The following is a 13,507-nucleotide window of genomic DNA, read 5'->3' on the forward strand; positions in this document are numbered from 1 at the left end:
CAGTGTTTAGAAGTTCAGGTTAACGCCGAGCGTGTACGTGCGTGGAACGGGGTAGTTGGAGAGGTCAACACCGGGGCTCAGGTTGCCACCGTCGCCCTGCCCATCGCCTTGAGCACTGGTCTCGGGGTTTGGCCCGCCCCGGTATTTCGTAAACACATACGCTTGCTGCACCGAGGCATACACCCGTGCTGACTTGAAGAATTTCCGCACAGCCCCGATGTTATAACCGAGCGTGATGTTGCGGATGGTGAAGTACGAGGCATCGGCTACGAAGTGGCTGCTTGGCCAGTCGCGCTCAATTCCGGTGAAGTTACCCCCGCCGTTGGTCACACCGAACATGCCTGCACCGGGCGTAATCACGCGGCCATCGGGCCCTACCCGGAAACGGTCTTTCACGCCTTCAACCATGTTAAACACGCCGTCGAGGTTGGCCGTGCTGTACAGGTGCCGTACCCACAACTGGTTGCCGTGCGAACCCGAACCCACAATAGACAGATCCCAGTTGCCGTAATTGAGGTTGTTGGTGATGCCGTAGATGAATTTCGGGAATGGGTTACCAATGATGGCTCGGTCGTCGCGGTCGCCACCGAAGGTAATCACACCGTCGCCGTTGACATCTTTAAATTTGATAGTTCCCACGGCTGAACGGCCGGGGATCGAAGGCAGGTTTTTGGCCTCGTCGGCAGTCATGTAAAAGCCCTGCTTCACCAGACCGTAGAACTGCCCAAACGGCTGCCCAACCTGCGTAATGTGGAAGGAGCCATACACCCGGTCGATACCCGGAGCCAGTGCCACTACCTTGTTGCGGTTAAACGAAATGTTGGCGTTGGTAGTCCAGCGTAATTTGCCGGTAGTGTTGCGGCTGTTTACAGCAAACTCGTGGCCCCAGAACTTAATCTCGCCGATGTTGTCGTTAAAGTTACCGAAACCGGCCTCTTGCGGAATCTGCACCGCGTAGAGCAGGTTGGTGGTGCGCTTGTTAAAGTAGTCGTACGTGAACTGAATCCGGTCGTTGAGCAGACCCAGATCGAGGCCCAGATCGAGCTGATTGGTGGTTTCCCAGCCCAGATTGGGGTTCGCGAGCGAGGTAACCACAGCACCCGTAGCTACGGTGCTGCCAAATACCGCGTTCACGGTGTTGTTGACCAGTGCGTACTGCGTATAGTTACCAATGTTGTTGTTACCAATGACGCCGTAGCTGGCCCGCAGTTTGGCAAACGAAATGGTAGGCAGTTTCTGCATGAACTCCTCGTCAGATACAACCCAGCCTGCCGACACCGATGGGAAGGTACCCCAGCGGTTGTTGGCCCCGAACCGGCTTGACCCATCGGTACGGATAGCCGCCGTAAACAGGTATTTGCCTTTGTAGTTGTAGGTCAGTCGCGAGAGATACGAGGTCAGTGCCCACTCGTTCACGCCGTTTTGCGTACCACCCCGGTTGATATTAAGGGCTGCCTGGATCGTTGGCAGACGGTCATCGGCGTAGGTATCAGCCTGAATACGTGAAAATTCCTGCCGGAAGTGCTGGTTCGTAAAACCGGCCAGAAGCTCAAAATTGTGGTTACCAAACGAACGTACGTACGTAGCCAGGTTTTCGTTCAGCCACGATATATCCTCGCGGGCCTGCCGGATAGACACGGCCAGCGTTGGTACGGGTACGTTGATGGCACTGGTAGCCGTCGACGGGTTGAAGAAGAAGAATTTCGAGTTCAGGTATTCGACGTTGATAGTCGATTTGAGTGTCAGACCCTTGATGGGCTGATACTGAATGTAGGCGTTTGAGAGCAGGTTGGTGTTACGAGTCTCGTTGGTCAGTTCTTCGGCGGCACGTACCCAGTTGGGGTAGTTAAAAATGTTGCCGGTGCTGCCGGGGAAGTTGTTGAACAGGGTCAGGTTGCCATTCTGATCGCGGATAGGCATCACCGGCCAGGTATGGAGGGCGTTGAAGAGAATACCCGTACCCCGGTCGCCGTCGGTGCGGGGTGTGTTGTCGAATACATACGAGGGCGCAACGTTGAAACCAACTCCCACCTTGTCGGAGATGTTGTAGTTGGAGTTCAGGCGCAGCGAAAACCGCTTGTACTCGTTGTTTAGTACCACACCCTGCTGGTTGAAATAACCGGCTACTACCGACGTATTCGACTTGTCGCGGTTTGAGTTGATACTCAGGTTATAGCTCTGTACCGGAGCCGTACGGAGTACCGCGCCGTACCAGTCGTTGTTTTTGTTGGCCCAATCGGCTGGGTTAGCAAACTCCGTAGGTACGGGGCGTCCCTGATCTTCAAAAAACTCTTTCTTAAACTGGGCAAACTGCTGGGCATCGAGCATCTTGACCCGGCCCCGCTCAGGCACCTGCTGGATACCCGCAAACGTGTTGAAACTTACGTTGGTCTGGCCACTTTTGCCCCGTTTGGTCGTGATGAGTACCACACCGTTGGCCGCCCGCGATCCGTAGAGCGAGGTCGATGCGGCATCTTTCAGAACCGAGATGTCCTCGATCTCGTCGGGGTTGAGCTGGGCAATGTTCCCCGTAATCGGGAATCCATCAACTACGTACAAAGGGTCGCTACCGGCCGATACTGATAATTGCCCGCGAATTCGGATGTTAATCCCCGCGCCCGGCCGACCGGTGGTTTGGTTGATCTGCACACCAGCCAGCCGTCCTTGCAGTTTCTGGCCGATCTGCGATACGGGTAAATCTTTGATTTCGGCGGCACTGAGCGTTTGTACGGCTCCGGTTACCTCTTTCTTCAACTGGCTACCGTATCCGACCACCACCACTTCATTGAGGGTTTCGTCGGTTGGCACCAATTTCACGGTGAGGTTAGTCTGACTACCGACTGTCACCTCCTGACGGGCATAACCCACGAAACTGAAAACCAACGTGGCATTTGCATTGGGCACCGAGAGCCGGAAGCTACCATTTCCGTCGGTGTTGGTACCCTGAGTAGAGCCTTTTACCACGACACTCACGCCGGGTAAACCATTGCCTTGCTCATCGGTCACCTTCCCCGAGACCACCACATCGGCTACCTGTAGGCGGGGGCTTTTGTCGGGTTTTGTAGTGCGGAAGGCCAGAACTGGACCGCTGGCAGAAGAACTCTGCTTGGATCGGGAGACGGGGGCCTCCTGAGCAAAACTGCTGATGCATCCGGCCGTCAGACAGAATGCAAGCATACGATAACGCTGTTTCATAAATTGCAGGGTAAGAATTTGGTATCGGATAAAGTTGACTCGATTAAAGACAACTCCTTACCCAAATATTACTATCGAGGCTCCGCTCACTTTCCCCTACATACCTAACCGACTTTCATCCACTTACCTATTGTTAGTTGGCATCTCTCTGGCTGTCAGTATGCTACCAATATGAAAAAAGCCACCCCGTCGGGCAGGGTGGCTTTTAAGATCAATTTAATCCTACTACTTATTACTGAACGGCGATCGTTCGGGAGGTGTGCGGAGTGCCAATCTTAATCTGGCGGACCAACTGGCCCTCACGCCCGTTAAATTCCAGCGTATAGGTACCATTGGGCAGCTCGCTAAGGTCCAGTTGCCAGGCAGCTTTCAACTGCTTTTTACCTGTTGACGTATTGTACAACACATGCCGATTCTGGTCATATAATCGAATAGCGACGATACCGGGCTCGCTTTTGTACAACGACACCCGAAGATGACTATGCTGGTTTACGTAGGCGCTGGCGGCAAACGACAGCGATTTGGCTGTTTTAATGGGCTCAGTGGCCGGGGCAGGTGTGTTGCTGATGGCGGCACTAAACAGCTGAGCTACTGTGGCGAGTTGAAGGAAAGTGAACATGGTTGTGTGTTGTTTAAAAAAGTTGTTTACTGTTCACCTCTCTATTTACAATTGGTATGCCAATCTGGTTAATGTGCTGATTATCAGAAGAAAGTGTTTTGGGTGAGGGCTTTGGTACGTACGCAAACGGACAGCGGCTTGTTCGATACCGAACAGTGCGTGCGGGTAAAGGCACCCGAGCGGACACTGTCTGCCTGACGAAGATCAGTTTGTGCGCTGACGCTTGTCAGGGAAGTGCCGCCCGGAAGCGTGCAATTTGCGGGATAGAAACTCTATTTTCTGCTACGTATGACTACCAACCGACTGATGGCCTTTTCTGATACAACCCATCCTGTGCTGACCTGCCGCAGCCAGCATCAGCAGTGGGCCAGCTCATTGCACCAAAGCGAAGAGGAAATTGACCAACTTTTGTCGTTACTGACCGATTTGCCCGCCCAAATGGGTTATCTCGATTTGCAGCAGCAAACGGTACAATATGCCTCGGCCCTGAGTCGGCTCAAGAACCACATTCACCAATTGCAGGTCGACGTGGTGTGTGCCGGGGCGGGATGCAGTGCGCAGACAACCGATGCTAAATGTCCAGATGTCCGGTTTACTCCGCAGCCTGCCGAGGTACCTTTGTTCCCGAGCCTTTCCGCCGAGGTGAACCGCATGAAAGAGCGGTGCCAGGCGTTTCTCGGAAAATTGGTTGGCCTGAACCTGATATAAGGTTATAAACGTTTATCGTTCGTACAACGGCGTCTATCCCGATAGGTGAGCAGGTGTCAGTTGGTTTATCCCTTACACAATGCCCGCTACTCCGTTACGCGATATCGCCACTGAAGCCGACGTTGCCTTTTTTCTGGAGCGATTCTACGAGCGCGTTCGGAAGAACCCCGATTTGGGGCATATTTTCGACGGGGTGGCTCAGGTCAACTGGCCTGAGCACATGCCCCGGATTACTGCTTTCTGGACAAGCATTTTGCTCGGTACCGACAATTATCGGGGCAACCCTATGCGGCCCCATTTTGAGCTGGCGCTCAAAACGCCGTTTACCCCCGCCCATTTCGATCAGTGGCTGGAGCTATTTGGTCAAACCATGCACGAATGTTTTGCGGGCGAATGTGCCGATCAGGCCATGATCCGGGCGCAGTCGATTGCGCTGGTTATGCAAAGCCGGCTCTACAGCATGGGGCTGCTAAAAACAGAGGATTGACGTTTAAACCTGCAAGGTCTGTGAGACCTACAGGTTTCCACTCTTTTCAACCCTGCAAGGTCTCACAGACCTTACAGGGGTCGCTCCTGACCAAAGTCAGCAACGCGACTAACCCACCTCAGAGGCCGTGTAGCCAAATAGGGGCAGTTTTGCGTTCACTATGACGCCCGTCTCTCTCATTCAGAAATACAACGTAGCTGGTCCTCGCTACACGAGTTATCCGGCAGTGCCCCACTGGAATACCGACGCTTTTACCCGCGATGCCTTTGGGCAACGGTTGCTTACAGCGTTTGCCCAAACCAACGCATCGGCTGGTATCAGTTTGTATATTCACCTGCCTTACTGCGAAAGCCTGTGTACGTTTTGCGGGTGTCATAAGCGCATTACTAAAAACCACGGCGTAGAGCAACCGTACATCAACGCCGTGTTGGCCGAGTGGAATCTGTATTGTGATTCGCTTGCTCAAACCGGTCAACGGCCCCGTATTGCCGAACTACACCTGGGGGGAGGCACGCCGAGCTTTTTTGCCTCTTCTGAGCTGAACCGCCTGATGGAGGGGTTGTTCCGCCGGGCCGACTCTACCGAATCGCCTGATTATGGGTGGGAGGGTCACCCCAACAATACCACTGCTGAGCACCTGCAAACGCTCTACAACTGGGGCTTTCGGCGGGTGAGCTTCGGTGTCCAGGATTACGACCCAGTGGTACAGCGGGCCATTCACCGCCATCAGCCTTTTGCACACGTAGAACAGGTCACGCGTTGGGCTCGCGAGATTGGTTACACGTCTATTAGTCACGATCTGGTGTTTGGCTTGCCGTTTCAGCAGCTCAGCTCAATAGAGAACACCATCCGCCAAACCCTCTCGTTACAGCCCGACCGGCTTTCGTTTTACTCGTATGCGCACGTGCCCTGGGTAAAAGGCACCGGGCAGCGTGGGTTTCGCGACGAAGACCTGCCCTCGGCCGATCAGAAGCGTAAACTCTACGAAACAGGCCGCGATCTGCTGGAGGCCGCGGGCTACTCCGAAATTGGTATTGACCACTTTGCCAAGCCACACGATGGTCTGTTCCGGGCTATGGACAATGGTACCCTGCACCGTAACTTTATGGGCTACACCACCCAGCAAACCCGGGTGCTGCTGGGTTTGGGGGCTTCGGCCATAAGCGACGTAGGCATGGCGTTCGGGCAGAACGAGAAAAACGTAGATGCGTACCTGGGGCTGATCGCTGCGGGTGAGTTACCCGTGGTAAAAGGGCATGTATTATCGCGGCAGGACGGGCGCGTTCGAGAACACATTCTGAATCTGATGTGTCGGTTTCAAACAAGCTGGGCCGCCGATGAATGGACCCTGGAAGAATGGGAAGCGATGCGGCCCCGGCTGGAACAAATGGCCGAGGATGGGCTCATCGAGTTTACCGAAACGTCGGTTCGGATTGCAGAGGAAGGACGCCCGTTTATTCGGAATGTATGTATGGTATTGGACCGGTATTTGCCAACAACACCTACGTCAGTCCGGGTCTTTTCATCGACCGTATAAAAACCATCGGCTTACTAAGCGTTGGGCTGTACCAAAACCGGCTCTCGGTAGGGAGCTTCAATGTAGTCTTCTTCCACATAAGGGTAATCGCTCGTTACAACCAAAATAGCGTCGGGCGTGAAGTCATACATCATTCGCCAGTCGGAGGGCGAGAGGAGCAGGTACTTGGTTGAATCGTCGAGGGTAAAATACTGATCATGGCTCGGCGTCTGGACATATACCCGGACCGAGCCACGCACACAATTCATCAGCATCATACTGTGCCGATGCCGATGTTGGCCACGTTGTTTATCCGGTTGAGAGCCATAAATAAAAAAGCAGCGTTTAGGGGGTGCGTTCAGTAAGGAAATAGGTTCTTCATCAGTCAAAGAGTGTATCAACTGGGCCATAAAGTGGGACACACATCCTGCTGTCGGTTTGTCTAGAGCAGGCGGAGATTAATTATAAAAAAGTAAGTCGCAAGTTTTACGATAAGTCAAGCGATGGCAAGATATTACTCTTTTCGTCATCCTACAACCTCAAAGAAGGTAGCTCTATCACTTGAGGGCTAATAGGGTACTCAAGCTAAGGAGTAATTGTTGCCGTTTTGACTGATCAAACGGCTGATTAACAGAGACAGCCGGGGTGGTGTGGGGTACGGTTCAGTGTACGTATTTAAATTTGTAACTGGCTATTGCCCTAACCAAACGGTAAATAAATCAGTTCGGCAATACGGACCTTTTACGAACGGGGCGGTTACCACTCCTGTTTACGGCAGAAAAGCCGTATTTTTGTCGGCATGATCCCGTCAACAAGCGATTCTGTTTATTTAGATAATGCCGCCACCACCCGGCTCGACCCTGAAGTGCTGGAGGCTATGCTGCCCTTGATGACCGAGCAATTCGGGAACCCCTCATCTATCCACAGTCATGGTCGTAGGGTGCGTTCGGCTATTGAAAAGGCCCGCAAAACGGTAGCCTCGTTGCTTAATACTTCCCCGGCGGAGATTTTCTTCACCTCGGGTGGTACTGAGGCCGATAATACGGCTATCATGGGGAGCATTGAAACCTACGGCATTACCCATGCTATCACATCACCCTTAGAACATCACGCGGTACTGCATACCCTGGAGCACGCAGCCAAGGAGGGCCTGATTACCCTTGATCTGGTACAAGTAGGCCCTGATGGTACGCTGGATCTGAACCACCTCGAAGCGTTGTTGAAAAAGGGTCGTGATGAGTACGCAAATGGCTCGCTGGTATCGCTCATGCACGGCAATAACGAAATTGCCAATCTGTTACCGCTTGAGCAGGTAGGGGCCATGTGCCGGGAATACGGGGCGGTATTTCATTCTGATACGGTGCAAACTATGGGCCACTATCGGCACGATCTGCAAACGCTACCCGTCGACTTTATCGTGGGGGCAGCTCACAAGTTTCACGGGCCTAAGGGGGTAGGATTTTTGTATGCCAACGGCGACACCCGTGCCAGTCGGGGCCCTATTCATCCCTTCATTCACGGGGGATCTCAGGAACGAAATCAGCGGGGTGGCACCGAAAACGTGTATGGAATTATCGGGTTAGCGAAGGCGCTCGAAATTGCCTACCGCGATATGGATGTCCATCGTCAGCATATACAGGGGCTGAAAAAGCGAATGATTGAACGTCTGCGCGAGCGTTTCGATGATGTGCGGTTCAACGGGGCTTCGGCCGACTGTGACAATAGCCTGTACACAGTGCTCAACGTGAGCCTGCCGCAGTCCGACATGAGCGATATGCTCTTGTTCAACCTGGATATTGCCAAAATATCAGCTTCGGGGGGCTCGGCCTGTTCGAGTGGTTCCAATATTGGCTCACACGTACTGGCGGCTCTGCCCGGCCTTGACCCTAACCGGGGTTATGTGCGGTTTTCGTTTGGTAAATACAACACCATCGAAGAAATTGACTACGCTGTAGATACGCTGGTGGGCCTTTACAACAAAGAGTTCTCGCTGTAAGTAAGGCACTTTATAAAATGCATACAAAAAGGCCCCGAGACGTCAGTTTCGGGGCCTTTTTGATAAGCTAATCCAAGCTATTTAGCCTCCACCAGGTTGGCAGCGGCCCAGCGCTGGGCCACACTTACTGAATAGTCGACAAAGGCACGGGTTGTTTTTTCGTACACCTCATGGCCTTTGAAATGCCCTCCTTCGTCGAGGTTAATGGCTGTCTCGTGCGACTCATAAATCTTGGGCGATACCACCGAAAAGCTGTTGGTAAAGCTGATGATCTTGTTCAGTACCATACCCGCGTTGAGGGCTGGCTGACGACCCCCGCGCCCCGACGAAACCCCCGCCACGGCAAATACCTTGTTGTTGAACAAATGCTTGAAAGCGGGCCCACCCAACTGGTGAATAGCGTTGTCGAACTGGGGGGTAGTGGTCCAGTTGTATTCGGGAATAGCGAAAAAAACCAGATCGGCGGCTTCCCAGGCAGAGATCAGCTCCTGCTGAAAAGGAGTTAGCTGATTGGGTTGTAACGAACCAGTACCCACAAATGGAATGTCGTACTGGGCAAAATCAACAAGACGAATATCGTCGTGACCAGATTCGGTCAGGATATTTTTCAGGTACTGCGCGAACCGCAGAGAGTTGCTGCCCGTACGCGGAGAGCTGGCAACAATAGTTATTGTCATAGAGTACATTACGAAGCGATACAGCCGTAAAACGGTCTGTAGCATCATTTGGTTTCTGATTTTTTTGCAGGGCGTGTGCAATCGAATACCCGTGTGCATCTATTTCAACACAGTCTTTCCGGGCCGTCGTATTGCCAAATTTCTCCCTGCACAATGCAAACACGCTACCTCCAAATTGGCTTTTGCCTCTTAGTGGGCTTTTCGGTCAGGGCGCAGGTACCTAATGATCGGGTCAGTCGACGCGGCTCGGTTCCCGCCCATTCCCAAATACCCACCCGGACGCCGAAAAATGAGTTTTATCGGCGTCCGGGCGATACGTCCAATGTGGTTCGGGCTACGCTCGACAATATGCCTGTACGCGGGTATGACAAATCGGCCGCACCGATGCCCGTTTATGACGCAGGCTCATATCTTAAGGAGGAGCTGGTAGTGCCCCGTCGGAAGAAAAAGAAGTAGAACCGGGCGGGCCAGAGTTCTAACCCGCTGATCTTATATTTTTTTGAGGGCCTGATCCAGATCGGCAATCAAATCCTCTGCATGTTCGAGCCCTACAGACACGCGCAGCAGGTTGTCGGGTGCGTTGGTGTGAATTCCTTCCACCGTGGCCCGGTGTTCTATGAGGCTCTCTGTACCGCCGAGGCTGGTGGCCCGGATAAACAGCTTTAGATGGCCACAAACGCGCAGGGCTTCGGCTGTACCGCCTTTTACGCCAAAGGAGAGCATAGCACCCGGCCCGTTCATTTGCTGCTTCACCAAGGCCCGTTGCGGGTGGCTATCCAGACCGGGATAATACACCTTTTCTACAGAGGGGTGCCCGTCGAGAAATTCGGCCAACGCCTGTGCCGTGGCCTGTTGGGCTCGCACCCGCACGCCGAGGGTTTTGATACCCCGCAGTAGGAGCCAGCAATCAAACGGCGACGGAACAGCCCCACCCAACTGTTGGATCTGCCGCACCCGCAGGGCCAGTTCGTGGTTGGGGTCTTTAAAAACGAGGGCTCCACCCAGGACATCCGAATGCCCGCCGAGGTATTTGGTTGTTGAGTGCATCACCACATCGCAGTTCAGGTCGAGGGGGCGCTGCAATACGGGCGTAGCCCAGGTGTTATCGCACACCACAATGGCCCCGGCTTCGTGCGCCATCTGCGAAATCAACAGCAGATCGGTCATGGTCAGCAGGGGGTTCGAGGGGGTCTCGGTCCAGATCACCCGCGTATTTTCGTGAATAGCGGCCTGGACAGCGTCCAGATCGCTCATTTCAACGCGGGTGTAGGTAAGGCCCCAGGGATGAAACACCTGCTCGAGTAGCAGCGGGGTACTGAAATAAGCCTGGCGCGGTACAATGACGTGATCGCCGGGGCGTAATGCCTGAAAGAGTGTCATGGTAGCTGCCTGCCCCGATCCAAAGGCCATGCCCACGGCCCCGCCTTCGAGTTGGGCCAACGCTTTCTCAAACGCATCGCGGTTAGGGTTGCTGGCCCGCGAGTACATATGCCCCCCTACGGGTTCGTACGTCTCGGCATCGCGCTCAAACTTGGTCGACAAATGAATGGGCGGAATAATAGCCCCAGTGGGGTCCGACTGATGGGCGGCCTGGATGGCGAGCGTATCGAAATGCATAGGATTGATTCGGGTTGTCTGGTTAGTAAACCCGCAGCCGGACCCGGTAGTTTCCCGGTTGCAGTTTTCCACGTATTCGGCGTGTACCGGCCTTCATAAATCAAATTTTTATCTGAAATGTACAACCGCAAGCCCTTCTGATTAGCTTTACGGAAGTTTGTATGCACGCATACTATTTATTGCTATGACCACAACCTATCAATCTCTTTCGCTCAGCTTGTCGGATGGCGTGATGACCGTTACGCTGCTCGGTCCGGGAAAAGGCAACGCTATGGGCCCCGAATTTTGGGATGAATTACCCAAAGCGATGGACGAAGTAACGGCCATGCCGGGTGTGCGCTGCCTGGTTTTTCGGGGTTCCGGTGAGCATTTTAGCTATGGCCTCGATGTGGCCCGTATGCTACCGCGCATTGGCGCTATGGCGAGCGGTAATCCGCTGGCGGCCGAACGCCGTCGGCTGATGGCGCAAATTCGGTTTATGCAGTCGGGCTTTGTCAAAATGCACGAGTCGCCCATCCCGGTCATTGCCGCTATTCATGGCTGGTGCATTGGCGGTGGGGTCAATATGATTGCTGCGGCCGACATTCGCCTGTGTTCGGCCGATGCCAAATTTAGCCTTCGGGAAGCCCGGTTGGCCATTACGCCCGACATTGGCGGCTTACAATTCCTGCCGCATATTATCGGGCAGGGGTACACCCGCGAACTGGCTCTGACGGCCAAAGATTTCGACGCCCAGTTTGCCCAAAAAATTGGCCTCGTCAACCATGTCTACGACGACCCTGACGCTCTTTTTAACGCAGCCGATCAGATGGCCCGTCAGATTGCCGATTTGCCGGCTTCGGCCGTTCAGGGGGCCAAAGAAGTGCTGAACTACGGCATTGGCAAAGACCTGGAAGCAGGTATGCAGTATGTAGCGGTCTGGAACTCAAGCCAAATGCAGTCAGCGGATTTTAGCGAAGCCATGCAGGCAACAGTTGAAAAACGAAAGGCAGCGTTCAATAAAAAATCGGAACGGGGATACTAAATGAGTAGCAAGAGCGAAAGTGTGCAAGAGCGACCCCGCGCCGAACAGATCCACTCTTTCACTCGTACACTCGTCACTCTTTTAACTTATGACAACAGGAATGCTGCGCGACGACGCGCTCAAGGGCAAAACAATTATTGTAACCGGTGGCGGTACCGGGCTGGGTCGGTCTATGAGCCGGTATTTTCTCCAATTGGGGGCCAATGTCACCATCTGTAGCCGTCGGCAGGCCGTTATCGACCAAACCGCTCAGGAGCTAATGGCCGAAACCAACGGGCAGGTTCTGGCTGTGCAGTGCGATGTGCGGAATCCGGCCGAGATTGAAAACGTGATTGCCCAAACCGTAGAGCGGTTCGGGCAGGTAGATGGCTTGCTCAACAACTCGGCAGGTAACTTTATCAGCCCTACCGAGCGCCTGTCGTACAAAGCCTTCGACACCGTAGTTGACATTGTCTTGCGGGGGACGTACTACTTTACTCTGGCGGTGGGTAAGTACTGGATTGAGAACAACATAAAAGGCACGGTGCTGAATATTTCGACTACCTACGCCACTACGGGCTCAGGGTATGTGGTGCCAAGTGCCGTGGCCAAGGGCGGAGCCTTAATTATGACCAAGTCGCTGGCGGCTGAGTGGGGCAAATACGGCATCCGGCTCAATGCCATTGCGCCCGGGCCATTCCCGACAAAAGGAGCCTGGGACCGGTTGTTTCCGGAGCCGTTGGCGAGCATGATGGATCCCACCAGCCGGATTCCGCTCAAGCGGGTGGGCGAGCATCAGGAACTGGCTAATCTGGCTGCTTACTTACTGTCCGACTTCTCGGGGTATATCACCGGTGAGTGTATTACCATTGACGGGGGCGAGGTGCTCAATGCGGGTGAGTTTAGCCATCTCGAAGTAGTCACCAACGAGCAGTGGGATATGATCGGGGAGGTGATTAAACAGGCGAACCGAGCCAGTAAAAAAGAGGGACAGAGCTAGTTGCTTAGCTAATTGGCACGGCTACCGAAACTGAGGTTTGGGGAGCCGTGCCGATTGTTTTTTACCGAATGAAAGGTAGCCGATCTATGGTTTGGCCGGCTTGGTAAAGGTCACCCGCCGTCTGTTGAGGAGTCGACTGGCAATGTAAATCAGGATGACGAATAGAATGACCATCGTCAGCAAAGGCAGTAGAATAGCCAAAATAGAAAAGCCGAATGAAGCTGCGTTTTCAGTGGTTGATACAATGGGGTTAGCCAAACCGCCTGTAGTGGCCGTTGACCCCAGCCGTAGCAGGCTGGTTCCCGCCTGAATCAGCCCGGCCGATCCGCCCCCAAGCATGAGCCCCAGGCCCCAGTCGAGCACCGGACTGTCGATCTGTAAATACGATGTACTGAGTAAAGTGCCCGCTACAATGGCGGTTGGGCCCGCGATGGTGTCGAGCGCATTGTCGAGCCACGGAATATAATAGGCCCCCAGTTCAACTACCGTTGCTACGCCGAGCAGAAACAGGGCGGGCCAACTACTGATCCATTCAAAACCGCCCATAGTGCCTATCAGGCCGAGCTTGGTACCTATGCCTGCAATAAGCATGGGCACAAAAACGCGAAAGCCGCAACAGGCCGCCAGCCCAACGCCCAAGCAGGCACTCATTATCCAATCCCAATTCATACGTGTGGGGTTTATGTAGA

Annotated in this window: 13 protein-coding genes; 7 read left to right on the forward strand and 6 right to left on the reverse strand. The window is 53.8% G+C overall.

Annotated elements, in window-relative coordinates; all coding sequences use genetic code 11:
* Positions 1-6: 6 nt before the first annotated feature.
* Together F5984_RS03385 and F5984_RS03390 are read right to left on the reverse strand one after the other, a co-directional pair.
* Positions 7-3,195: a SusC/RagA family TonB-linked outer membrane protein gene (locus tag F5984_RS03385; protein WP_152122763.1), complete on the reverse strand. Its 3,189-nt coding sequence runs from the start codon at positions 3,193-3,195 to the stop codon at positions 7-9.
* Positions 3,196-3,427: 232 nt separating this feature from the next.
* The gene (locus F5984_RS03390) at positions 3,428-3,814 is read right to left on the reverse strand and encodes a T9SS type A sorting domain-containing protein (RefSeq protein ID WP_152122765.1); all 387 of its coding nucleotides are present in this window, start codon (positions 3,812-3,814) and stop codon (positions 3,428-3,430) included.
* Between the two features lie 288 nt (positions 3,815-4,102).
* On the opposite strand from F5984_RS03390, the gene F5984_RS03395 reads away from it, so the two are divergent.
* The 3 genes from F5984_RS03395 to hemN all read left to right on the forward strand — a co-directional run bounded on the left by F5984_RS03395 (position 4,103) and on the right by hemN (position 6,546).
* The gene (locus F5984_RS03395; protein WP_152122767.1) at positions 4,103-4,522 is read left to right on the forward strand and encodes a hypothetical protein; all 420 of its coding nucleotides are present in this window, start codon (positions 4,103-4,105) and stop codon (positions 4,520-4,522) included.
* 79 nt (positions 4,523-4,601) lie between these two features.
* Positions 4,602-5,009: a group III truncated hemoglobin gene (locus tag F5984_RS03400; protein ID WP_152122769.1), complete on the forward strand. Its 408-nt coding sequence runs from the start codon at positions 4,602-4,604 to the stop codon at positions 5,007-5,009.
* Positions 5,010-5,169: 160 nt separating this feature from the next.
* Positions 5,170-6,546, forward strand: coding sequence for an oxygen-independent coproporphyrinogen III oxidase (hemN, locus tag F5984_RS03405; RefSeq protein ID WP_152122771.1), 1,377 nt, complete (start codon positions 5,170-5,172; stop codon positions 6,544-6,546).
* Positions 6,547-6,560: 14 nt separating this feature from the next.
* On the opposite strand, the gene F5984_RS03410 is transcribed toward hemN, so the two are convergent.
* Positions 6,561-6,935, reverse strand: coding sequence for a sugar 3,4-ketoisomerase (locus F5984_RS03410; RefSeq protein ID WP_246168796.1), 375 nt, complete (start codon positions 6,933-6,935; stop codon positions 6,561-6,563).
* A gap of 389 nt (positions 6,936-7,324) precedes the next feature.
* Here F5984_RS03410 and F5984_RS03415 point away from each other — a divergent pair, with 389 nt between their 5' ends.
* Positions 7,325-8,521 carry a cysteine desulfurase family protein gene (locus F5984_RS03415; RefSeq protein ID WP_152122775.1) on the forward strand — a complete coding sequence of 399 codons (1,197 nt, stop codon included), beginning with the start codon at positions 7,325-7,327 and terminating at the stop codon, positions 8,519-8,521.
* A 77-nt stretch (positions 8,522-8,598) separates the two neighbouring features.
* On the opposite strand, the gene F5984_RS03420 is transcribed toward F5984_RS03415, so the two are convergent.
* Complete coding sequence (locus tag F5984_RS03420) at positions 8,599-9,198, reverse strand: NADPH-dependent FMN reductase (RefSeq protein WP_185155405.1); 600 nt, start codon at positions 9,196-9,198, stop codon at positions 8,599-8,601.
* Positions 9,199-9,351: 153 nt separating this feature from the next.
* Between F5984_RS03420 and F5984_RS03425 the strand changes: the two genes are divergently transcribed.
* On the forward strand, positions 9,352-9,654 hold the full coding sequence (locus tag F5984_RS03425) for a hypothetical protein (protein ID WP_152122779.1): 303 nt from the start codon (positions 9,352-9,354) through the stop codon (positions 9,652-9,654).
* A gap of 33 nt (positions 9,655-9,687) precedes the next feature.
* Here the strand turns inward: F5984_RS03425 and F5984_RS03430 are convergent, their stop codons facing one another.
* Complete coding sequence (locus tag F5984_RS03430) at positions 9,688-10,815, reverse strand: trans-sulfuration enzyme family protein (protein WP_152122781.1); 1,128 nt, start codon at positions 10,813-10,815, stop codon at positions 9,688-9,690.
* A gap of 184 nt (positions 10,816-10,999) precedes the next feature.
* Between F5984_RS03430 and F5984_RS03435 the strand changes: the two genes are divergently transcribed.
* Positions 11,000-11,839, forward strand: a complete 840-nt coding sequence (locus tag F5984_RS03435) for a crotonase/enoyl-CoA hydratase family protein (RefSeq protein WP_152122783.1) — start codon at positions 11,000-11,002, stop codon at positions 11,837-11,839.
* An 88-nt stretch (positions 11,840-11,927) separates the two neighbouring features.
* Positions 11,928-12,818 (forward strand): SDR family oxidoreductase, encoded by an 891-nt coding sequence (locus F5984_RS03440; protein ID WP_246168797.1) that lies wholly within the window; start codon positions 11,928-11,930, stop codon positions 12,816-12,818.
* An 84-nt stretch (positions 12,819-12,902) separates the two neighbouring features.
* Here the strand turns inward: F5984_RS03440 and F5984_RS03445 are convergent, their stop codons facing one another.
* Complete coding sequence (locus F5984_RS03445; RefSeq protein WP_246168798.1) at positions 12,903-13,487, reverse strand: DUF4126 domain-containing protein; 585 nt, start codon at positions 13,485-13,487, stop codon at positions 12,903-12,905.
* Positions 13,488-13,507 lie beyond the last annotated feature (20 nt).

The sequence above is a fragment of the Rudanella paleaurantiibacter genome (assembly GCF_009184635.1).
GTDB classification, from domain to species: domain Bacteria; phylum Bacteroidota; class Bacteroidia; order Cytophagales; family Spirosomataceae; genus Rudanella; species Rudanella paleaurantiibacter.

Bases quoted from the DNA above. Each gene is read 5' to 3' on its own strand.
- F5984_RS03385 (WP_152122763.1), bottom strand. From the start codon at position 3,195: ATGAAACAGCGTTATCGTATGCTTGCATTCTGTCTGACGGCCGGATGC.
- F5984_RS03390 (WP_152122765.1), bottom strand. From the start codon at position 3,814: ATGTTCACTTTCCTTCAACTCGCCACAGTAGCTCAGCTGTTTAGTGCC.
- F5984_RS03395 (WP_152122767.1), top strand. From the start codon at position 4,103: ATGACTACCAACCGACTGATGGCCTTTTCTGATACAACCCATCCTGTG.
- F5984_RS03400 (WP_152122769.1), top strand. From the start codon at position 4,602: ATGCCCGCTACTCCGTTACGCGATATCGCCACTGAAGCCGACGTTGCC.
- hemN (WP_152122771.1), top strand. From the start codon at position 5,170: ATGACGCCCGTCTCTCTCATTCAGAAATACAACGTAGCTGGTCCTCGC.
- F5984_RS03410 (WP_246168796.1), bottom strand. From the start codon at position 6,935: ATGGCCCAGTTGATACACTCTTTGACTGATGAAGAACCTATTTCCTTA.
- F5984_RS03415 (WP_152122775.1), top strand. From the start codon at position 7,325: ATGATCCCGTCAACAAGCGATTCTGTTTATTTAGATAATGCCGCCACC.
- F5984_RS03420 (WP_185155405.1), bottom strand. From the start codon at position 9,198: ATGACAATAACTATTGTTGCCAGCTCTCCGCGTACGGGCAGCAACTCT.
- F5984_RS03425 (WP_152122779.1), top strand. From the start codon at position 9,352: ATGCAAACACGCTACCTCCAAATTGGCTTTTGCCTCTTAGTGGGCTTT.
- F5984_RS03430 (WP_152122781.1), bottom strand. From the start codon at position 10,815: ATGCATTTCGATACGCTCGCCATCCAGGCCGCCCATCAGTCGGACCCC.
- F5984_RS03435 (WP_152122783.1), top strand. From the start codon at position 11,000: ATGACCACAACCTATCAATCTCTTTCGCTCAGCTTGTCGGATGGCGTG.
- F5984_RS03440 (WP_246168797.1), top strand. From the start codon at position 11,928: ATGACAACAGGAATGCTGCGCGACGACGCGCTCAAGGGCAAAACAATT.
- F5984_RS03445 (WP_246168798.1), bottom strand. From the start codon at position 13,487: ATGAATTGGGATTGGATAATGAGTGCCTGCTTGGGCGTTGGGCTGGCG.